Source organism: Sphingomonas sp. BE123 (genome assembly GCF_031456015.1).
Lineage (GTDB): Bacteria > Pseudomonadota > Alphaproteobacteria > Sphingomonadales > Sphingomonadaceae > Sphingomonas.
The window spans coordinates 1,491,288-1,510,718 of record NZ_JAVDTW010000001.1; the positions used below are offsets into that span (position 1 = coordinate 1,491,288).

Here is a 19,431-nt window from a genome sequence, read left to right on the forward strand (position 1 = left end):
GAACCCGCGCGGCATCGCGGGCAAATGCGGCACCGCTCGGACCGTCGCACCGCGCTGGCGGTCGCGGTCGAAGCGCGCTAGGCTGCGGGCCAATGGCTTTGTCTCTGCGCCTGACGCCGCTCGCTTTGTCCGTCCTGTTCCTGGCGGCCAATCCTGCAACCGCCCAGACCGCCCGCCCGGCCCAGCCGGCAGCGGCGCCACCGACGGCAGCAGTCCCGGTCGACCGCTCGCCCTGGCTCTATGCCGGCAGCGATATCGCGCATGACCCCGAATGGCGCTTCGGCACCCTGCCCAATGGCCTGCGCTACGCGGTCCGGCGCAATGGCGTGCCCCCCGGCCAGGTGGCGGTCCGCCTGCACCTGCGCGTCGGCTCGCTGATGGAGGAGGAGAGCGAGAAGGGCTTTGCCCATCTGCTCGAACATCTTTCCTTCCGCGGCTCGTCCAAGGTTCCCGATGGCGAATCGAAACGCGTGTGGCAGCGGCTCGGCGTCACCTTCGGTTCGGACAGCAATGCCAGCACGACGCCGCTGTCGACGACCTACAAGCTCGACCTGCCCAATGCGACCGAGGCAAGCTTCGACCAGTCGATGATGATCCTGGCCGACATGATGGCAGCGCCCAACATCACCACCCAGTCGCTGAACCAGGAGCGGCCGGTCGTGCTGGCCGAACAGCGCGAGGGGCTTGGTCCGCAGGAACGCTTCAGCGACCTGCGCCGCCGCGTGTTCTTCGCCGGACAGCGTTTTGCCGACCGGCCGGTGATCGGCACCGTCGAAACGCTGACCGGAGCGACCGCCGACGCGGTGCGCGCCTTTCACCAGCGCTGGTATCGCCCCGACCGCACCACGCTGGTGATCGTCGGCGATCTCGATCCCGCAATCTTCGAGGCGCAGATCGTCAAGCATTTCGCCGCGTGGAAGGGGACCGGCCCGGCCCCCGTCGACCCCGCTTTCGGCACCCCGTCCGGGGGACATCCCAGCAGCGGCGCGCTGGTCGAACCGACGCTGCCGCCGCTAGTGGCGATGACGGTGCTGCGGCCGTGGAAGCTCGATGCGGACACGGTGATGTTCAATCGCGAACGCATGGTCGACATCGTCGCGATCCGCATCATCAACCGCCGGCTCGAGCGGCGCGCGCGCGCGGGATCGAGCTATATCGGGGCCGGCGCCGACCTGTCGGACCTGCTACGCTCCGCCAATGCCACGACGATCCAGATCCTACCCGTGGGGGAGGATTGGGAAACGGCGGTGCGCGAAGTGCGCGGCGTCATCGCCGATGCAATGGCCAGCGCACCGACTCAGGCGGAGATCGACCGCGAGGTCAACGAAATCCTCGCCGACCTGCGCAACGCGGTCGAAACCGCGCGGGTCACCTCGGGTACCCAGCGCGCCGACACGCTCGTCGCGGCGCTCGACATCCATGAAGTGGTGACCAGCGAAGAGACCAGCCTCGGCATCCTTCAGGGCGCGATCGACGGGCGCATGTTCACGCCCGAGCGTGTCCTCGCCTCGACCCGGCGCGTGCTTCAGGGCGTGGCGACCCGCGCGGTCATCACCACACGCACTCCCGATCCCGGCGTCCAGGCCAAGCTCGCGGCGGCGCTGACCGCCGATGTCTCGGGCCTCGCCGGCACCCGCGCCGCGCTCCGCAACGTCAGCTTCGCCTCGCTGCCGCGGCTCGGGTCGCCGGGCAAGGTGGCGATGCGCGCAGTCGCCGTGCCCGACCCCCGGATCGAACAGGTCCGCTATGCCAATGGCGTCACCGGGCTGTTCTTCCAGAATCCGGGCGAAGTCGGGCGTGTCTATGTCAGCGTGCGCTTCGGGCGCGGGATGCAGGCGCTGCCCGCCAACCGCCAGACCCCGGCCTGGGCGGCGAACCTTGCCCTGCTCGAAAGCGGGATCGGATCGCTGGGGCAGGAAGAGCTGGACCAGATTACCGGCGACCGCCGCATCTCGATGGATTTCGGGATTGGCGACGATGCCTTCGTCATCTCGGGACAGACCTCGCCCGCCGATCTCGCCGACCAGCTTCGCCTGATCGCGACCAAGCTGGAAGTACCCGGCTGGGATCCGAAGCCGGTGGCGCGCGCCCGTGCGGTCGCCACGACCAGCTATGCGGCGCAGCGCGCATCGCCCGATGCGGTGATCGGAACCAGCCTCGAAAAGCTGCTGCGCGCGGGGGATCCGCGCTGGGGCATGCCCGACCTCTCGGAGATCGAAAAGCTGAACGCCAAGGACTTCCGCGCCTTCTGGGAGCCCCTGCTCGCCAGCGGGCCGATCGAGGTGCAGGTGTTCGGCGACATCGATGTCGAAAAGGCGATCGAAGCGGTCCGCCAGACCTTTGGCGCAATGAAGCCGCGCCGCGCGTCGCGCATCGTCTCCGCCGCGGTCCAGTTTCCCGCGCATGTCGAAACCCCCGTCGTCCTGCGCCACACCGGCGAAGCTGAACAGGCAGCGGCGGTGATCGCGTGGCAGGCCGGCGGCGGCGCTGCCAATATCGCCGAGGGGCGCAAGCTGGAGATTCTGGCCGCAGTGATGCGCGACCGCATCCTCGACCGCATCCGCTCGGCCGAGGGGGTCAGCTATTCGCCGACCGTGCTCAGCCAGTGGCCGGTGGGACAGCCCGGTGGCGGGCGGATCATCGCGCTGACGCTGCTGCCGCCCGACAAGACCGATCTGTTCTTCACCGTCGTGCGCGAGATTGCGGCGGACCTCGTCGCCAAGCCGATCGAGCTGGACGAGCTGCGCCGCGCGCTGGTGCCGACCGCCCAGCTCGTCTCGCGCCGCTCGACCGGCAATCCCTTCTGGATGCAGCAGACCGAAGGCGGCACCACCGACCCGCGCCGGCTCGCCGCGATCCAGTCGCTCGGGATCGATTATGGCCGGACCGGGCCGGAGGAGCTTCAGGCGCTGGCCGCCAAATATCTGCTGCGTGAAAAGGACTGGACGATGGTCGTGCTGCCCGAGGAAACACCGGCTGCCCCGGTGGCGGGAGCACGCTGAACGCGTTGCATCGTCGCCCCGGGTCGGGCCCGGGGCGACGTATCGGCTAACCCTTGTACAGCCCGTCGAGCCGCTCGCCATAGACCTGCTTGAGGACATGGCGCCGGATCTTCAGGCTGGGGGTCATCTGCTGGTTCTCGATCGTGAACGGCGCATCGGCCAGGATGAAGCGGCGTACCCGCTCGATCACCGACAAATTGGCGTTGACGCGATCGACCGCCGCGCTGATCGCCGCGCGATAGGCGGGATCGTCGCGCAATGCGGCGAGATCGCACTTCACCCCGGTCCGGGCGCACCATTCCTGCGTCCATTCCGGGTCTGGGACGATCACCGCAGTCATGTACGGCTTGCGGTCGCCCGCGATCATCGCCTGCATGATCTCGGGCTGCAGCGTCAGCATGCCCTCCACCTTTTGCGGCGCGACATTATCGCCCTTGTCGTTGACGATGATGTCCTTCTTGCGGTCGGTGATCTTGATCCGGCCCTTTTCGTCGATCAGCCCGATGTCGCCGGTATGCAGCCACCCGTCCTTCAGCACCCGGGCGGTCTCCGCCTCGTTGCGCCAGTAGCCGTGCATCACCAGCTCGCCGCGCACGAGGATCTCGCCATCCTCGGCGATGCGCACCTCGACCCCCTCCAGCGGCGGCCCGACCGTATCGTGCTTCAGCCCGGCCTTGGGCCGGTTGCAGCTGATCACCGGCGCCGCCTCGGTCTGGCCATAGCCCTGCAGGAAGGTGATGCCGAGGCTTTCGAAGAACACCCCGACTTCGGGGTTGAGCGGCGCGCCGCCCGACACCATCGCCTTGATCCGCCCGCCGAACTTCTTCGACAATTTGGGCTTGAGCGTGCGGTCGATGAACAGGCTCATCGGCAGGTCGAGCAGCGATCCCTTGCCCGCTGCCTTCTTGCCGCCGATGCTGACTGCGCGGTCGAGCAGGAAATTGGCGAACTTGCCCTGTTTCTCGACCTGTTTGGTGATCCGCGTGCGCAGCACTTCGAACAGGCGCGGGACGACGACCATCAGCGTCGGGCGCACCTCCTCGATATTCGACGCCAGCTTGTCGAGCCCTTCGGAATAATAGATCTGCGCGCCCAGCCCGATCGGGAAATGCTGCCCGCCGGTATGTTCATAGGCGTGGCTGAGCGGCAGGAACGACAGGAACACCTCGTCCTCCCATCCGAAGTCCTCGCTGATAACGGTGCAGCAGCCCTCGACATTGGTCAGGATCGCGCCGTGATGCTGCATCACGCCGCGCGGGCTGCCCCCGGTTCCGCTGGTGTAGATGATGCACGCCAGATCCGCGCGCCGCATCCCCGCCGCCGCCTGTTCCGCCTCGGCCACGCTCACCGGGTTGGCCGCAATCAGCGCGTTCCAGTCGTGAAAATCGATCGCACCCTGCTGGCTCAGCTTCAGGTCGGTGATACCGATCAGCACATGCCCGCCGCTTCCCGCGGTGTGCAGAATCGCCGGCAGCAGCGTCTTGGCCAGCTTGGCATCGGACACGATCGTCATCGTCGCGCCCGAATTGTCGATGATATGCTGGTGATCGCGTTCGGTATTGGTGGTGTAGGTCGGCACGGTCACGCCGCCCGCCGCCATGATCGCCAGGTCGCTGATGCACCATTCGGGGCGGTTCTCGCTGACCAGCATCACCCGGTCGCCAGGTTTGAGTCCCAGCTTCTTGAGCGCCGCAGCAAGGCTCGCGACCTTCTGCGCCGCCTCGGCCCAGCTGGTCGACTGCCATTTGCCGCCCGATTTCGCCCACAGGAACGGCGCATCGCCCTGTTCCCGTGCGCGGGTGAAGAACATCGAAACCAGATTGTCGAACTTTTCGAGCTTGCGCATCCTGTTCCCAACTCCTGCGGCACGGGTTCGTGCCCGCGCTCGATTTGAGCGCGAACCCTAACGCCGCCGCCGCCAAGCGCAATGCCGCTACGTCACAGACGCTTCAGGATACGCCGCACCAGCCCGGGCCCTTCGAACACCAAAGCCGAATAGATCTGCACCATCGTCGCCCCGGCATCCAGCCGCGCCAGCGCCTCTTGCGGCGAATCAATCCCGCCCACCGCGATCACCGGCAGCGCGCCATCGGCAATCGCCAGTGCTTCCGCCAGCTTGGCCCGCGCCAGCACCGCCAGCGGCCGCCCCGACAGCCCGCCCGCCTCGCCCGCCAGCGGTGAGCGCAGGCTGTCCGGGCGCGAAATCGTCGTATTGCCGACGATCAGCGCGTCCAGCCCGGCATCCACCGCCGCCCCGACCACGCCCGCCATGCCGTCGCGGTCCAGATCGGGTGCGACCTTCAGGAACAGGGGAACCCGCCCCCCCGCCAGCATCCGCGCCGCACTCGCCGCGCGCAGCAGCTCGTCCAGCGCCGGCCGCGACTGCAGGTCGCGCAGCCCCGGCGTGTTGGGCGAGCTGACATTGATCGTCACATAATCGGCATGCGGCGCGACCTTGGCCACGCCCAGCGCGTAATCCGCCACCCGGTCGGCGCTGTCCTTGTTGGCGCCGACATTGATCCCGAGCACGCCCGGGCGGCGTGCCCCCTTCACCCGGTCGATCGCCGCATCGATCCCGCCATTGTTGAACCCCATGCGGTTGACCACCGCGCGATCCTCGACCAGCCGGAACAGCCGCGGCTTGGGATTGCCCGCCTGCGGGCGCGGGGTCAGCGATCCGATCTCGACGCTGCCGAACCCCAGCCCCATCAGCCCGTCGATCGCCTCGCCGTCCTTGTCGAGCCCTGCCGCCAGCCCGACCGGATTGGGGAATTCGACCCCGCCAATCGTGACCGGCCGCACCCGCGGAATCGCGCCGCGAGGCGCCAGCGCCGCCGCCCGGATCGCGAGCCGGTGGGCGCGCTCGGCATCGAGGGTGAAGATCAGCGGCTTGAGCAGGTCGTACAGCATGATCGCCCAATAGAACGACGGGTTGACGAACGCTACGCTCAAGCCCATTTGCCTAATCGGATCGAATCATTCCGATTTAAGAATCGCTCGCAACAGCCAGGGACCATGCGCCTCTCCGCCCAGACCGATTATGCAGTCGTCATGCTCTCCGCCGCCGCACGCCATTGCGGCGTCAGCGGGCGGCTGAACGCGACTTTGCTGGCGGACGAGACCGGGCTGCCGCTGCCCACGGTGCAGAAACTGGTCAGCCGCCTCTCCGCCGCCGGCCTGATCGAAAGCGCCCGCGGCACCGGCGGCGGCTTCCGCCTCGCGCGTCCGCCTGCGGCAATCAGCCTTGCCGATATCGTCGAAGCGATCGAAGGGCCGATCGCGCTCACCGGCTGCATCGACGCGGCCAAGCAGGATTGCCTGATCGTCGCGACCTGTCAGGTGAAGCCGCACTGGACCAGCGTCAACGCATCGGTCCGCGACGCGCTCGCGGGCGTCACCCTCGCCTCCCTCTCCTCCCAGTCGGTACCCGGATAATGGCCACCAAGAATGCCGAGGCGCTCGCCGCCGCGAACAAGAAATATGAATGGGGCTTTTCCTCGGATATCGAACAGGACTTCGCGCCCAAGGGGCTGAGCGAGGACACCGTCCGCTTCATCTCGGCCAAGAAGAACGAGCCCGAATGGATGCTTGAGTGGCGGCTCAAGGCCTATCGCCACTGGCTGACCATGCCGTCGCCGGACTGGGCCAAGCTCGACATCCCGCCGATCGACTATCAGGACGCCTATTATTACGCGGAGCCCAAGGCCAAGCCGAAGCTCGGCAGCCTGGACGAGGTCGATCCCGAAATCCTGCGCGTCTATGAAAAGCTCGGCATCCCGATCGAGGAGCAGAAGGTGCTTGCCGGGGTCGAGGGCGCGCGCAAGGTCGCGGTCGATGCGGTGTTCGACAGCGTCAGCGTCGCCACCACCTTCCGCAAGGAACTCGAAGCCGCCGGAGTCATCTTCCGCAGCATCTCCGAAGCGATCCGCGAATATCCCGAGCTGGTGAAGAAGTGGCTGGGGAAGGTCGTGCCGATGCACGACAATTACTTCGCCGCATTGAACTGCGCGGTCTTCAGCGACGGCACCTTCGTCTACATTCCTGAGGGCGTCCGTTGCCCGATGGAGCTGAGCACCTATTTCCGCATCAACGCCGAAAATACCGGCCAGTTCGAACGCACGCTGATCGTCGCCGACAAGGGCAGCTACGTCTCGTATCTCGAAGGCTGCACCGCGCCGATGCGCGACGAAAACCAGCTTCACGCCGCCGTGGTCGAGCTGGTCGCGCTCGACGATGCCGAGATCAAGTACAGCACGGTCCAGAACTGGTATCCCGGTGACGAGAATGGCAGGGGCGGCATCTATAATTTTGTGACCAAGCGCGCTTTGTGTCAGGGCCGCAACTCCAAGGTCAGCTGGACCCAGGTCGAAACCGGCAGCGCGATCACCTGGAAATACCCCAGCTGCGTGCTCAACGGCGAAAACAGCGTCGGCGAATTCTACTCGGTCGCGGTCACCAACAATCGCCAACAGGCCGATACCGGCACCAAGATGATCCACAATGGCAAGGGGTCGCGCTCGACGATCATCTCCAAGGGGATCAGCGCGGGCCGGTCGAACAACACCTATCGCGGCCTCGTCCGCGTCGCGCCGGGCGCAGAGGGCGTGCGCAACTTCACCCAATGCGACAGCCTGTTGCTGGGCTCCGAATGCGGCGCGCACACCGTGCCGTATATCGAAGTCAGGAATCCTTCAGCCCAGATCGAGCACGAAGCGACCACGAGCAAGATCAGCGAGGACCAGATGTTCTACGCCATGCAACGTGGGTTAGACCAAGAGGCGGCGGTCGCCCTGATCGTCAACGGCTTCGCGAAAGAGGTGCTGCAGCAGCTCCCGATGGAGTTCGCGGTCGAGGCGCAGAAGCTGCTTGGGATTTCGCTGGAAGGCAGCGTGGGATGATCGCCGCGCTCGCCCTTATGGTCGCGGTGCCGCAGGACGCGATCGCCGCGCCCGAGCCCGAATATGAGGAAGTGGTGATCACCGCCCGCGTCGGTCGCGTCGCTTTGGTGTTCGACCGCGCGCCCGATGGCCGCCTGATCAACTGCCGCGTGTTCAAATCGTCCGGCACGAAGCGGATCGACGATGCCGCCTGCACGTCCTTGCCCGACTGCGTCACCTCGACCGTGGGTCAGGAATATTGCGGCGGTAGCGGCGCGGGCCTGACGGCGGTCGCACCAAAGATCCTGCCGACGCCCGAACCCAGGCTCGGCCTCGGCGTCTCGCTCAAGCCCGAAGCGCCGAAAGTGCCAGCGGTCGGCCCGGTGGTCGGCGGCACCCGGGACGAAGACCCCAACCGCCTCGGCAAACTCCCGCCCCTACCCAAGGACGAAAGCGGCACCCCCGCGATCACGCTGGGTCCGGTAAAGCAGGACGAGCCGCGGTGAGCGGGGCCCCGTTTTCCTTCTTCCGTCATGCTGAACTTGGTTCAGCATCCACCGCGCCACCAGCGACAATCTCGCCCATGGCGGAGTGGACCCTGAACCAAGTTCAGGGTGACGAACTTCAGAATTTGCACGCAGGATAACATGCTCCAGATCACCAATCTCCACGCCGAAATCGACGGCAAGCCGATCCTCAAGGGCCTGACCCTCAGCCTCAATGCAGGTGAGGTCCACGCGATCATGGGCCCCAATGGCGCGGGCAAGTCGACCCTCGGCTATGTCCTCGGCGGCCGCCCGGGTTACGAGGTGACCGAGGGGAGCGTGACCTTCAACGGCACCGACCTGCTCGAACTCGAACCGCATGAGCGCGCCGCCGCCGGCCTGTTCCTCGGCTTCCAATACCCGGTCGAAATCCCCGGCGTGTCGAACGTCCAGTTCCTGCGCGAAAGCCTCAACAGCCAGCGCCGCGCGCGCGACGAGGCGCCGCTGTCGGGCGGCGAGTTCCTGAAACTCGCCCGCGCCCAGGCCGCAGCGCTGGAGATGGACGCCGAGATGCTCAAGCGCCCGGTCAATGTCGGCTTCTCGGGCGGCGAGAAGAAGCGCAACGAAATGGTGCAGATGGGCATCCTGAACCCGCGTCTCGCGATCCTCGACGAGACCGATTCGGGCCTCGACATCGACGCGTTGCGCATCGTCGGCGAAGGCATCAACCGCATCATGCGCGCACCTGACAAGGCGGTGCTGCTGATCACCCATTATCAGCGCCTGCTCGACTATGTGAAGCCGGACTTCGTCCACATCCTCGCCGACGGCCGCATCGTGAAGACCGGCGGTCCCGAACTCGCGCTCGAACTGGAGCGTGAAGGCTATGCGCAGGTGGCGGCATGATGACGTCCCGGCAAGGCTGGATCGCGGCGCTTCTCGGCATCAGCCTCTGGGCGTGCGGCGCGACTATCGTGCACTTCTTCCCCGTTCTGTTCGATGGCGGGATCGCGACCGCGGTGATGTTCGGGGTCGGCGTGCTGACCAGCCTGGTCACGGTCGAAGCCGCACGCCGCCTCGGCAGCGCGTCGGGCGGGCCGCTGGTCGCCATGATGGCGCTGGGCACCGGCATCGCCCTGCTGCTCGATGGGATCGGCCTCGCCTTCGTATCGGATATCTATGCCGGACGCAGCTTCGCCAGCCAGGCGGGCGCGGCGTTCATCATGTGGGCGGGCGGCGCAGGGCTGCTGATCGCACTGGTGACGGAGCGGAAGCGGTGAGCCTGTTCGCTACCCTTGCCCTCTTCGCCGCCGCGCAGGAGCCGCCGCTCGACCCGTTGACCGAAGCGGAAATCGTGATCGTCGGACAGCGGCTGCAGGGCGTCACCGTCAATGTCGGGCGCGATGCCGAGGGCCGCTGGCATTGCGGACTGACCGGCAGCACCGGCTATCCGAAACTCGACGAACGCCTGTGCCGCGCGACGACGAAGTGCGTCCAGAAGGGCAAGTCCGACGATGCGGCGATCCAGGCCTGTGTCGCAAAGACCAAGCCGGGTCTGATTGCCGAACTGCGCAAGCGCGCCAAGCGGGGTGGCAAATGACCCACGGTCTCGTTCTCGACGCCCCGGTCGCAGAGGATTGGCGCTGGTTCGACGCCGCGCCGCTCGATGCGCTCGCCGCGACGCCGCGCGGGTCTGCGCCCGATGTCGCGCGGCTGTGGATCGACCTGCCCGGCCCGCGCCTGTTGTTCGTCGACGGCGCGTTCGTGGCTGAGGGCAGCGCGCCCGGCGCGGTCGAGATTTCCGCCGCGCCGATCATGACCCGCGCCAATCCCTATTCGGAAGCGGCATGCGCCAATGCGCAGGCGGGCTATGTGCTTTATCTCAAGGCCGAAGCCGCACTCGACGGTCCGGTGCAGGTGATCCACGCCACCACCGGCGGGGTCGCGCATCTGTCGAACAAGATCGTGATGCAGGCCGACGCCGTCGCGTCGCTGGTCGAAACCCATGTCGGCACGGGCTGGAGCAACGCCAATCTGTGGGTCGAACTGGGCGAGGGCGCGCGGCTGATGCGCGCAATCCGCGTGCTGAAGCATGACGGCGCGCACACCGACTATGCCGATGCGACCATCGGCACGGCGGCCAGCTTTGTCAGCACCGCGCTCGTCACCGGCTGCCGCACCGCGCGCGCCGAGGCACGGCTGACGCTGACCGGCGAAGGGGCCTATGGCGAGGCCGGCGGCGCGCTGCTCACGCGCGGCGGGGAAAAGGCCGATGCCGCGACCGTCGCCGACCATGCCGCCCCCGAAGGGACCAGCCGCCAGATCTGGCGCGCGGTCGCCGCCGACACCTCGACCGCCAGCATCGCCTCGCGCGCCGAAGTGCGTCGCGACGCGCAGAAAACCGATGGCGAACAGTCGCTGCGCGGCCTGCTGCTCAAGCGGACCGCGACGGTCAATCTGAAGCCCGAGCTCGAAATCTTCGCCGACGACGTGAAATGCGCGCACGGCGCAACGGTCGGCGAGCTCGATGCCAAGGCGTTGTTCTACATGCAATCGCGCGGGATTCCGGAGGCACAGGCCAAGGCGCTGCTGACCCGCGCCTTCGTCGCCGACGCGCTCGACCGGATCGGCGACGAAGCGGTGCGCGACGCGTTCGCGGCGGACGCGGATGCGTGGCTGGAGGCAGCGCTGTGACCACCCTCACCGCCACTGCCCCGCTCGATCTGCTCGCCGATTTCCCGGCGATCCCGGCGGGCTGGGCCTATCTCGACACGGCTGCCACCTCGCAAAAGCCGCAACCGGTGATCGACGCGATCACGCGCGGCTATGCCCGGGATTATGCGACCGTGCATCGCGGCGTGTATCAGCGCTCGGCCGACATGACCTTGGCCTATGAAGCCGCGCGCCGCCGCGTCGCCAGCTTCATCGGCGGGCGTGAGGAGGAAGTGGTATTCGTCCGCGGCGCGACCGAGGGGATCAACCTCGTCGCCTATAGCTGGGCGGTCCCCAATCTTCAGCCCGGCGACCGCATCCTGCTCAGCCAGCTTGAACATCACAGCAATATCGTGCCGTGGCAGCTGGCGGCGGAACGCACCGGCGCGGTGATCGACGTCGTCCCGCTCACGCACGACCACCGCATCGACCTCGACGCGATGGCGGCGATGCTGACCGACCGGCACAAGTTGGTGGCGCTCGCCCATGTCTCCAACGTCATGGGCTCGATCCTCGATGTGCAGCGCGCGACGCAGCTGGCGCATGGCGTCGGCGCAAAGATCCTGATCGACGGCTGTCAGGCCGTGCCGCGCCTGCCCGTGAACGTCGCCGAACTCGGCTGCGATTTCTATGTGTTTTCGGGGCACAAGCTCTACGGCCCGACCGGGATCGGCGTGCTGTGGGGCCGCCACGACCTGCTCGACGCGATGCCCCCCTGGCAGGGTGGCGGGGCGATGATCGACCGGGTGACGTTCGCGAAGACGAGCTACGCCCCCGCGCCGGGGCGGTTCGAGGCGGGGACGCCGCACATCATCGGCGTCACCGGCCTCCACGCCGCGATCGACTATGTCGACGGCATCGGCCTTGACCGCATCCACGCGCATGAAAGCGCGCTGGTGAAAGCGGCGCGCGACGCGCTGTCCGGACTCAACAGCGTCCGGCTGCTCGGCCCCGACGACAGCGCCGGAATTGTCAGTTTCGTCGTGGAGGGGGTGCATCCGCACGACGTCGCCACCATCTTGGACGAAGGCAATGTCGCGATCCGCGCCGGGCATCACTGCGCCCAGCCGCTGATGGACAGCCTCGGGCTGCCGGCAACCGCACGCGCCAGTTTCGGCGTCTATAATAGCGCAGGCGACATCGCTGCGCTGGTCAAAGGAATCGAGCGAGTGACGAGGATCTTCGGATGAACGAAGAACGCAGGATCGAAGTCGAGGAAGTGGACGCCGTGGCGACGCCGCCACGCGCGCGCGTGGAAGACGCGCGGGAAAGTTTCGAACGCAAGCGCGACTATCTCGAAGGCTTCCTCGCCCAGAAGCCCGCAAATGTCCCCGCTGGCGAACCCGGCGGCGCGACCTACGAAGCGATCATCGACGCCTTGAAAGACATTTACGACCCCGAAATCCCGGTCAACATCTACGACCTCGGCCTGATCTATAACGTCGAAGTCACCGATGCCGGCCACGCGGTGGTGACGATGACGCTCACCACCCCGCATTGCCCGGTCGCCGAATCGATGCCCGGTGAAGTCGAACTGCGCGTCGGCGCCGTGCCGGGCGTGGGCCATGCCGAGGTCAATCTGGTCTGGGACCCGCCTTGGGATCCGGCGAAGATGAGCGACGAGGCCCGGCTCGAACTGGGGATGCTGTGATGACCGAAGTCAAAACCCGCGCCCGCCCCGCAGCGATCGTGCTGACCGCCGCGTCGGAAGCGCGCATCGCCGACCTGATGGCAAAGGCGCCCGACGGCGCGATCGGCGTGAAGCTGTCGACCCCGCGCCGCGGTTGCTCCGGCCTTGCCTATTCGGTCGACTACGTCACCGCGGCCAACCCGATGGACGAGCGGATCGACACCCCCGGCGGCACGCTGTTCGTCGATGGCGGGTCGGTGCTCTACCTGATCGGGTCGACGATGGACTGGGTCGAGGACGATTTCACCGCCGGCTTCGTGTTCAACAATCCGAACGCCAAGGGCGCCTGCGGCTGCGGCGAGAGCTTCACTGTCTGACGACGCCCCCAGGTCGAACACCGCCCGCAACGCTGCCATCGCGGCGACGGTGCTGCTCGCGCCAGGCGGGTTCATCCTGGGCGGGATCCTGATCGCCCGCGCGCTCAAGAAGCGGCGCGAGGCGAAAGGCGCGGATTAGACCGCGAACAGCTGCCCGATATCCTTGAACGCCTTGAACTCCAGCGCGTTGCCGGCGGGATCAAAGAAGAACATCGTCGCCTGTTCGCCGGGCTTCCCCGCGAACCGGATGTGCGGCTCGATCACGAACGCCGTCCCCGCCGCCTTCAGCCGATCGGCCAGCGCGTGCCATTCGTCCCAGTCGAGCACCAGCCCGAAATGCGGCACCGGCACCGCGTCGCCATCGACCGCGTTGCGCAGTCGGACTCCGGCGCCCTCGCCCTTGTGCAGCACCAGCTGGTGCCCGCGCAGGTCGAAATCGATCCAGTGGTCGGGATCCTCGCGTCCCTGCGGACAGCCGAGCAGATCGCCGTAAAAGGCGCGCCCCGCCTCTAGGTCGTCGACCGGGATCGCGAGGTGAAAGCGCGGCATCGTCATCACATCCATCCTTCCAGCACCTGATCGGGCGGACGGTGGCCGTCGGCCCAGAAACGGATATTGGCGATCACCTTCTCGCCGGTCGCCTGCCGCCCCTCGAACGTCGCGGAGCCCATATGCGGCGTCATCACGACATTGGGCAGTGCGAGCAGGCGCGGGTCGATCTGCGGTTCGAACCGCCACACGTCCAGCCCTGCCCCGGCGAGCCGCCCGCCCTCAAGCGCGTCGACCAGCGCCGCTTCATCGACGATCCCGCCGCGCGAGGCGTTGATGAGGTAGACGTGGCGCCCGAGCAGCCCGATCCGCCGCGCATCGATCAGATCGCGGCTCTGGTCGTTGAGCGGGGTATGGATCGTCAGAATGTCGATCTCGCCCAGCATCGCGTCGAGATCGGCATGGAACGTCGCGCCAAGCTCCGCCTCGATCGCATCGGGCAGGCGGTGGCGGTTGTGATAATGGATCGACAGGCCGAACGCCCGCGCACGCCGCGCGACCGCCTGTCCGATGCGGCCCATGCCGACAATGCCCAGCTTCTTGCCGCCGATGCGATGGCCCAGCATCCCGCCCGGCGACCAGCCCTTCCACTGGCCCGACCGGACTAGCTTCTCCCCCTCGGCCAACCGCCGCGGCACGGCGAGGATCAGTGCCATGGTCATGTCGGCGGTGTCTTCGGTCAGCACGCCGGGGGTATTGGTCACGACGATGCCCCGCGCCCGCGCGGCGCGCAGATCGATATGGTTCACGCCCGCGCCGAAATTGGCGATCAGCTTGAGCCGCTCCCCCGCCGCCGCGATCAGTTCGGCATCGATCGTGTCGGTGACGCTGGGGACCAGCACATCGCAATCCTGGATCGCCGCGACCAGCGCGGCGCGATTCATCCCTTCCTCAAACGGATGCAGGACCGTGTCGAACAGCTCGACCATCCGCTGCTCCACCGCGTCGGGAAGCTTGCGGGTAACGATCACGCGGGGTCGGGCGACGCGCGTCTGTGCCATGCCGGCCCGCTTGGCCGCGCGCGCTTCGCCAGTCAACGGTTGATGCACCCGCCCCGCCGCCTTTAAGAGGGGGATGGTTGCGCCGAACGGGGGAAGAAATGCAGTTGCGGGTCGTTCTGGCTATGCTTGTCGTGCTCGCGCTGGGGGTGGGCGCCATCGGCGATGCCTGGGCGCAGCAGCGCAATCCGCCCTATTTCGCCTCGATCGCCGCCGGAAAGGCGCGGATGCGCACCGGCCCCGGTCGCAACTATCCGTCCAGCTGGCTCTATGTGCGCGCGGACCTGCCGATCAAGGTTGTGGAGGTCTATAACGACTGGCGCAAGGTCGAGGATCCGGACGGCACCCAGGGCTGGATGCTGGTTTCGCTGCTTTCCTCGACCCGCACCGCCATCGTGGTCGGTTCGGTGCTCGAGATGCGCGACGAACCGCGCTTCGGCGCGCGCGTCAACTGGCGGGCCGCGCCGGGCGTGGTCGGACGGATCAGCAAGTGCCGGCGCGGCTGGTGCTGGCTCGATGTCCGCGGGCGCGGCGGCTATGTCGAACAGAACCGCATCTGGGGCACCGAGCCGGGCGAGGACGTCCCCTAAGAATCCGGACCCTGGTCGAGCGGGTCGGGCTGGGCCGCACGCCCCTTGAACCCCTGCGCGACGACAAACCATTCGACCGAACCCTTGCGGCTCGACGGTGGCTTGGCGTGTTTCACGGTCGCGAAATTGCGCTTCATTTCAGCGACGAGATCGCTGTCCGCTCCGCCAGCGAACACCTTGGCGACAAAGACGCCGCCCGGCGCGAGGTTGCGGATCGCGAAATCCAGCGCGGTCTCCACCAGCCCCATCGTGCGCAGCGCATCGGTCTGCGCATGGCCGACGGTGTTCGCGGCCATGTCCGACATGACCAGGTCGGGCGCGCCGCCCAACGCCTCCATCAGCCGGTCGGGCGCGGCATCGTCCATGAAATCCATCTGAAAGATGGTGACGCCCTCGATCGGATCGACCGGCAACAGGTCGATGCCGACCACCGCCGCCTTGGGCAGTTTGCGCCGCACGACCTGACTCCATCCCCCCGGCGCGATGCCGAGATCGACGACGCGTTTGGCGCCCTTCAGCATGTCGAACTTTTCGTCGAGCTCGATCAGCTTGTAGGCGGCGCGGCTGCGATAGCCCTCGGCCTTGGCTTTCTTGACATAGGGGTCATTGAGCTGCCGCTCGAGCCAGCGCACCGACTGGCTTGTCCGCCCGCGCGCGGTGCGTACCCGCGTACGCCCCCGGGTCCCGCCGCGGCTCACAGCGAACGCCCGTCGATCAGGCGCCGCAAGATGCCTTCGCGGATGCCGCGATCGGCAATGCCGAGCCGTTCGGCAGGCCAGATGTCCATGATTGTCTCCAGAATCGCGCAGCCCGCAACGACCAGGTCGGCGCGTTCGGGACCAATACAGGGAATTGCCGAACGGCCGGCGAGGTCGAGTTCAGCCACGCGCCGGCTCACCGCGCGCATCGATGCCGCCGGAACGATCAGGCCGTCGACCGCATTGCGATCATAGGAGGACAGGCCAAGGTGCACGCTGGCGAGCGTCGTGACCGTGCCGCTCGTCCCGAGCAGCCGGGGCGTTCCGCGGACCGACGGAAGCCGGCTGATGAACGGGGCAAAGGCTGCGGCCACCTCGGCGCGCATCCGCGCATAGGCGGCAGCACGTGCCGCCGGCGCGTGATCGCCGACGATACCGCGCGCTTCGGTCAGCGAAACGACCCCCCAGGGCGCACTGTGCCAGTCGAGAATACGCGGATGATCGCCCGTCGAATCGACGACGACCAGCTCGGTCGACCCACCGCCGATGTCGAAGACCAGGGCAGGCGCATCGCCCGGCTCGAGCAAAGCATGGCAGCCGAGCACGGCAAGCCGGGCCTCTTCCTCGGCGGTGATGATGTCCAGCACGATCCCGGTTTCGCGATAGACCCGATCGATGAACTCCGCGCCATTCGCTGCCTGGCGGCACGCTTCGGTCGCGACGGCGCGGGACAGCGCGACATGGCGGCGACGCAGCTTGTCGGCGCAGATCCGCAACGCAGCGATGGTGCGCTCGATCGCCGCATCCGACAAGCGACCGGTCGATGCCAGCCCCTCGCCCAGTCGCACGATCCGGGAAAAGGCGTCGACGACGGTGAAACCCGAACCGGTCGGGCGGGCGATCAGCAGACGGCAATTATTCGTGCCAAGGTCCAACGCGGCATAGTGACGCGCCTCGGGCCAGCGCTGACGGGCAGCGGGCGGGGCGGAATTCGGGGCCGGGCGGGCCGGACGTTTCGCCGGCGGGCGCGGCCTCCTGGCGGAGCCATCCCCCATGCAATCACTCACTTATGGTCTTCCGTCACGGCCGAACCGGCCGCCGGTGCTTGGTTACCAAGCTAGCGCAACCGCTTCAGGCAGGCAAGCAGCGCACCGGCCCGCTTCTGTTGCTTTCCCTATTGACCCGCCCGACAAGTCCGCATAGATGCGCGCGCTCCAAGCGCGATGCCCTGTCGTCTAATGGTAAGACCACGGACTCTGACTCCGTTAATTGTGGTTCGAATCCACACGGGGCATCCAATTCTTCTTCCGGCCTTAACCCCGCGACGTCATCGGGCAGGCACGACGCTATCTCAGACCTGGTAGTGACCGCATGGGCTCACCAGCTCCATGCTCGCGCGATATTTGCGCGACGCACGCTCCGCGCAGCCCGATTTCCCCCTACAATAATCAGGTTGTCGCCACCTTGGATCGTCCCGCAGGGACAGCCCGATGCGACGTTGGAGGCAGACGGGCAGCCGGATGAATTTGTTCCGCGCGATAAAGAGGATCTGGGCGATCAGCGGCTCCCCCGAACTGGTGGCGGCCCAATATCGCACGCTTCGCAGCCAGATTCCCATGATGTACGCGTTGATGATCGTCGACGCCGCTTTTCTCGCCGTTGCGACCTTCGAACAGGTTCCGCTGATGCTCAGCGTCGGAGCGCCGATCTTGCTGGGGCTGATGGCACTGGTCCGCGCGCTGATGTGGGTCCGCCGGCGCGGCGCGTGTCCGGCCGCCACCGACATGCGGCGCTACCTGCGCGGGACGGTCGTGGTCGCGGCCGTGCTCAGCGCTGCCTTTGGCGGTTGGGGCCTCGTCCTCATGGAGTATGCCAATCCCACCCAGACCTTCGCGATCGCACTTTACATCTTTGTCGGCGCCATTGGCTGCTGCTATTGCCTCCAGACGCTTCCCGCCGCGGCCCGTTTCGTCCTTCTGCTCGGCGCAGCGCCGGTCACGATCCAGCTGCTGTTCTCGCAGGACTGGTACCTCACCGGGATCGGCGCAAATTTCGTCCTGGTCGCCGCCGTGCTGTTCCGGATGCTGTCGAGCTACCATCGCGGCTTTATTGACGTCCTCAACTCCCGCTCCGAAATGCTGGCCGAACAGGCGCGCGCGCAATCGGCCGAGCGCCGCGCGCAACAGCTTGCCTATCACGATGCGCTGACCGAACTTCCCAATCGCCGTGCGCTGAGCGAGCATCTGGCGGGCCTGCGCTTCCTTGCGCCGGAGCGCGCCGTTGCGCTTCTGGTTCTCGACCTCGACCATTTCAAGGCGGTGAACGACGTCCATGGCCATCATGCCGGGGATGAACTGCTCCAGCGCGTCGCCGATTGCCTGACCGACATCGTGGGCGATTCAGGCAGGGCCTATCGACTCGGCGGCGACGAGTTTGCGATCACGCTGGATCAGGAGCGTCCCGATATCGACGCAACCGAGCGGATCGCACGGCGCATCGTTGACGTGCTTGCCGCCCCCTTCTGGATCGATGGGCTGGTCCACCATATCGGCGGCAGTATCGGCATCTCCGTCTATCCGCGCGACGCGCCCGACAGCGACACGCTCATGCGGCGCGCGGACATTGCGCTCTACCAGGCCAAGGCCTGCGGGCGGTCGCAGTATCGTCTGTTCGAACGCGCCATGGACGCGGCGATCGTGCGGCGCTCGGTGCTCGAACAGGAGTTTCGCCGCGACCTCGCACAGGGCGGGTTCCGGCCTTATTACCAGCCCATCGTGCATCTGGAGAGCGAAGCGATCACCGGCTTCGAGATGCTGGCGCGCTGGGAACGCGACGACGGAGTCGATGTGGGGCCGAGCGAATTCATTCCGATTGCGGAAGAATGCGGGCTGGTCGGCGAATTGATGCTCAACCTGCTCGAGCAGGCCTGCGCCGACGCGACCGCGTGGGACCCGGGGCTCACCCTGTCGATCAACGTCTCCCCGACACAGCTCAAGGACCGGTGGCTCGGCGAAAAGATCCTGCGGGTGCTGACCAAGGCCGGGCTCCCGCCACGCCGCCTGAAGCTCGAAATCACGGAAAACGCGCTGATCGCCGAGCCGGCCCATGCCAAGTCGATCATCGAAAGCCTGAAAAACCAGGGCGTCCTGCTCGCGCTCGACGATTTCGGCACCGGCTATTCGTCGATCCAGCATCTGCGCATCCTGCCGTTCGACAATCTGAAGATCGACCGTTCCTTCATCACCGGCATCGAACAGGATCCGGAGGCACACCGCATGGCGGTGTCGATGATCCATCTCGCGTTCAACCTGGGCCTGTCGGTCGTTGCCGAAGGGGTCGAAAGCGCCGGCGTGTTCGCAATCCTGAAGGAAATGGGATGCGCCGAGGGTCAGGGCTATTTCTTCGGTCGCCCGGTCAGCCAGTCCGGAGCGCTCGCCCTGCTCGAACGCGCGCGCCCGGGCGCGACATCGGCGGAACGCCGCGCCGGCTGACCCAACGCGCGGCGCCCTGCCC

The 19,431-nt window shown here is 67.0% G+C and carries 19 protein-coding genes and 1 tRNA gene; 14 read left to right on the plus strand and 6 right to left on the minus strand.

The window, feature by feature from the left end:
* The first annotated feature begins 92 nt into the window (after positions 1 to 92).
* Positions 93 to 3,002 (plus strand): insulinase family protein, encoded by a 2,910-nt coding sequence (locus J2Y54_RS07410; protein WP_310038226.1) that lies wholly within the window; start codon positions 93 to 95, stop codon positions 3,000 to 3,002.
* Positions 3,003 to 3,048: 46 nt separating this feature from the next.
* Here the strand turns inward: J2Y54_RS07410 and J2Y54_RS07415 are convergent, their stop codons facing one another.
* Positions 3,049 to 4,848: an AMP-dependent synthetase/ligase gene (locus tag J2Y54_RS07415; protein WP_310038227.1), complete on the minus strand. Its 1,800-nt coding sequence runs from the start codon at positions 4,846 to 4,848 to the stop codon at positions 3,049 to 3,051.
* Between the two features lie 92 nt (positions 4,849 to 4,940).
* Positions 4,941 to 5,912: a quinone-dependent dihydroorotate dehydrogenase gene (locus J2Y54_RS07420; RefSeq protein WP_310038499.1), complete on the minus strand. Its 972-nt coding sequence runs from the start codon at positions 5,910 to 5,912 to the stop codon at positions 4,941 to 4,943.
* A 105-nt stretch (positions 5,913 to 6,017) separates the two neighbouring features.
* On the opposite strand from J2Y54_RS07420, the gene J2Y54_RS07425 reads away from it, so the two are divergent.
* From J2Y54_RS07425 to J2Y54_RS07470, 10 genes are all read left to right on the plus strand, one after another.
* Positions 6,018 to 6,437: an SUF system Fe-S cluster assembly regulator gene (locus J2Y54_RS07425; RefSeq protein WP_310038228.1), complete on the plus strand. Its 420-nt coding sequence runs from the start codon at positions 6,018 to 6,020 to the stop codon at positions 6,435 to 6,437.
* Positions 6,437 to 7,900: a Fe-S cluster assembly protein SufB gene (gene sufB / locus J2Y54_RS07430; protein ID WP_310038229.1), complete on the plus strand. Its 1,464-nt coding sequence runs from the start codon at positions 6,437 to 6,439 to the stop codon at positions 7,898 to 7,900. Before J2Y54_RS07425 ends, sufB begins: the two co-directional genes overlap by 1 nt.
* Positions 7,897 to 8,385 carry a hypothetical protein gene (locus tag J2Y54_RS07435; RefSeq protein ID WP_310038231.1) on the plus strand — a complete coding sequence of 163 codons (489 nt, stop codon included), beginning with the start codon at positions 7,897 to 7,899 and terminating at the stop codon, positions 8,383 to 8,385. Before sufB ends, J2Y54_RS07435 begins: the two co-directional genes overlap by 4 nt.
* Positions 8,386 to 8,526: 141 nt before the next feature.
* On the plus strand, positions 8,527 to 9,270 hold the full coding sequence (gene sufC, locus J2Y54_RS07440; protein WP_310038232.1) for a Fe-S cluster assembly ATPase SufC: 744 nt from the start codon (positions 8,527 to 8,529) through the stop codon (positions 9,268 to 9,270).
* On the plus strand, positions 9,267 to 9,644 hold the full coding sequence (locus tag J2Y54_RS07445; protein ID WP_310038234.1) for a hypothetical protein: 378 nt from the start codon (positions 9,267 to 9,269) through the stop codon (positions 9,642 to 9,644). Before sufC ends, J2Y54_RS07445 begins: the two co-directional genes overlap by 4 nt.
* On the plus strand, positions 9,641 to 9,964 hold the full coding sequence (locus J2Y54_RS07450; RefSeq protein WP_310038235.1) for a hypothetical protein: 324 nt from the start codon (positions 9,641 to 9,643) through the stop codon (positions 9,962 to 9,964). Before J2Y54_RS07445 ends, J2Y54_RS07450 begins: the two co-directional genes overlap by 4 nt.
* Positions 9,961 to 11,058 (plus strand): SufD family Fe-S cluster assembly protein, encoded by a 1,098-nt coding sequence (locus J2Y54_RS07455; protein WP_310038237.1) that lies wholly within the window; start codon positions 9,961 to 9,963, stop codon positions 11,056 to 11,058. The genes J2Y54_RS07450 and J2Y54_RS07455 overlap by 4 nt, the downstream gene beginning before the upstream one ends.
* On the plus strand, positions 11,055 to 12,266 hold the full coding sequence (locus tag J2Y54_RS07460) for a cysteine desulfurase (RefSeq protein ID WP_310038239.1): 1,212 nt from the start codon (positions 11,055 to 11,057) through the stop codon (positions 12,264 to 12,266). The genes J2Y54_RS07455 and J2Y54_RS07460 overlap by 4 nt, the downstream gene beginning before the upstream one ends.
* A complete protein-coding gene (locus J2Y54_RS07465) occupies positions 12,263 to 12,727 on the plus strand; it encodes an SUF system Fe-S cluster assembly protein (RefSeq protein WP_310038240.1) in 465 nt (154 codons plus the stop codon). Before J2Y54_RS07460 ends, J2Y54_RS07465 begins: the two co-directional genes overlap by 4 nt.
* On the plus strand, positions 12,727 to 13,083 hold the full coding sequence (locus J2Y54_RS07470; protein ID WP_310038241.1) for an iron-sulfur cluster assembly accessory protein: 357 nt from the start codon (positions 12,727 to 12,729) through the stop codon (positions 13,081 to 13,083). The genes J2Y54_RS07465 and J2Y54_RS07470 overlap by 1 nt, the downstream gene beginning before the upstream one ends.
* Positions 13,084 to 13,218: 135 nt before the next feature.
* On the opposite strand, the gene J2Y54_RS07475 is transcribed toward J2Y54_RS07470, so the two are convergent.
* Positions 13,219 to 13,638, minus strand: coding sequence for a VOC family protein (locus J2Y54_RS07475; protein ID WP_310038242.1), 420 nt, complete (start codon positions 13,636 to 13,638; stop codon positions 13,219 to 13,221).
* Positions 13,638 to 14,633, minus strand: coding sequence for a D-glycerate dehydrogenase (locus J2Y54_RS07480; RefSeq protein ID WP_310038243.1), 996 nt, complete (start codon positions 14,631 to 14,633; stop codon positions 13,638 to 13,640). The genes J2Y54_RS07475 and J2Y54_RS07480 overlap by 1 nt, the downstream gene beginning before the upstream one ends.
* A gap of 98 nt (positions 14,634 to 14,731) precedes the next feature.
* Between J2Y54_RS07480 and J2Y54_RS07485 the strand changes: the two genes are divergently transcribed.
* Positions 14,732 to 15,220 carry an SH3 domain-containing protein gene (locus J2Y54_RS07485; protein WP_310038245.1) on the plus strand — a complete coding sequence of 163 codons (489 nt, stop codon included), beginning with the start codon at positions 14,732 to 14,734 and terminating at the stop codon, positions 15,218 to 15,220.
* On the opposite strand, the gene J2Y54_RS07490 is transcribed toward J2Y54_RS07485, so the two are convergent.
* Together J2Y54_RS07490 and J2Y54_RS07495 are read right to left on the minus strand one after the other, a co-directional pair.
* A complete protein-coding gene (locus J2Y54_RS07490) occupies positions 15,217 to 15,918 on the minus strand; it encodes an RlmE family RNA methyltransferase (RefSeq protein WP_310038246.1) in 702 nt (233 codons plus the stop codon). The two genes, J2Y54_RS07485 and J2Y54_RS07490, sit on opposite strands and share 4 nt — an antisense overlap.
* Complete coding sequence (locus tag J2Y54_RS07495) at positions 15,915 to 16,973, minus strand: Ppx/GppA phosphatase family protein (RefSeq protein WP_310038247.1); 1,059 nt, start codon at positions 16,971 to 16,973, stop codon at positions 15,915 to 15,917. The genes J2Y54_RS07490 and J2Y54_RS07495 overlap by 4 nt, the downstream gene beginning before the upstream one ends.
* A 169-nt stretch (positions 16,974 to 17,142) precedes the next feature.
* Between J2Y54_RS07495 and J2Y54_RS07500 the strand changes: the two genes are divergently transcribed.
* Positions 17,143 to 17,216, plus strand: a tRNA-Gln gene (locus J2Y54_RS07500).
* A 222-nt stretch (positions 17,217 to 17,438) separates the two neighbouring features.
* On the plus strand, positions 17,439 to 19,409 hold the full coding sequence (locus J2Y54_RS07505; RefSeq protein WP_310038248.1) for an EAL domain-containing protein: 1,971 nt from the start codon (positions 17,439 to 17,441) through the stop codon (positions 19,407 to 19,409).
* Positions 19,410 to 19,431 lie beyond the last annotated feature (22 nt).

Coding starts and splice junctions, on each gene's coding strand:
- J2Y54_RS07480 (WP_310038243.1), bottom strand. CDS start 14,633: ATGGCACAGACGCGCGTCGCCCGACCCCGCGTGATCGTTACCCGCAAG.
- J2Y54_RS07425 (WP_310038228.1), top strand. CDS start 6,018: ATGCGCCTCTCCGCCCAGACCGATTATGCAGTCGTCATGCTCTCCGCC.
- J2Y54_RS07435 (WP_310038231.1), top strand. CDS start 7,897: ATGATCGCCGCGCTCGCCCTTATGGTCGCGGTGCCGCAGGACGCGATC.
- J2Y54_RS07465 (WP_310038240.1), top strand. CDS start 12,263: ATGAACGAAGAACGCAGGATCGAAGTCGAGGAAGTGGACGCCGTGGCG.
- J2Y54_RS07445 (WP_310038234.1), top strand. CDS start 9,267: ATGATGACGTCCCGGCAAGGCTGGATCGCGGCGCTTCTCGGCATCAGC.
- J2Y54_RS07470 (WP_310038241.1), top strand. CDS start 12,727: ATGACCGAAGTCAAAACCCGCGCCCGCCCCGCAGCGATCGTGCTGACC.
- sufB (WP_310038229.1), top strand. CDS start 6,437: ATGGCCACCAAGAATGCCGAGGCGCTCGCCGCCGCGAACAAGAAATAT.
- sufC (WP_310038232.1), top strand. CDS start 8,527: ATGCTCCAGATCACCAATCTCCACGCCGAAATCGACGGCAAGCCGATC.
- J2Y54_RS07475 (WP_310038242.1), bottom strand. CDS start 13,638: ATGACGATGCCGCGCTTTCACCTCGCGATCCCGGTCGACGACCTAGAG.
- J2Y54_RS07420 (WP_310038499.1), bottom strand. CDS start 5,912: ATGCTGTACGACCTGCTCAAGCCGCTGATCTTCACCCTCGATGCCGAG.
- J2Y54_RS07495 (WP_310038247.1), bottom strand. CDS start 16,973: ATGGGGGATGGCTCCGCCAGGAGGCCGCGCCCGCCGGCGAAACGTCCG.
- J2Y54_RS07410 (WP_310038226.1), top strand. CDS start 93: ATGGCTTTGTCTCTGCGCCTGACGCCGCTCGCTTTGTCCGTCCTGTTC.
- J2Y54_RS07505 (WP_310038248.1), top strand. CDS start 17,439: ATGAATTTGTTCCGCGCGATAAAGAGGATCTGGGCGATCAGCGGCTCC.
- J2Y54_RS07455 (WP_310038237.1), top strand. CDS start 9,961: ATGACCCACGGTCTCGTTCTCGACGCCCCGGTCGCAGAGGATTGGCGC.
- J2Y54_RS07485 (WP_310038245.1), top strand. CDS start 14,732: ATGCAGTTGCGGGTCGTTCTGGCTATGCTTGTCGTGCTCGCGCTGGGG.
- J2Y54_RS07415 (WP_310038227.1), bottom strand. CDS start 4,848: ATGCGCAAGCTCGAAAAGTTCGACAATCTGGTTTCGATGTTCTTCACC.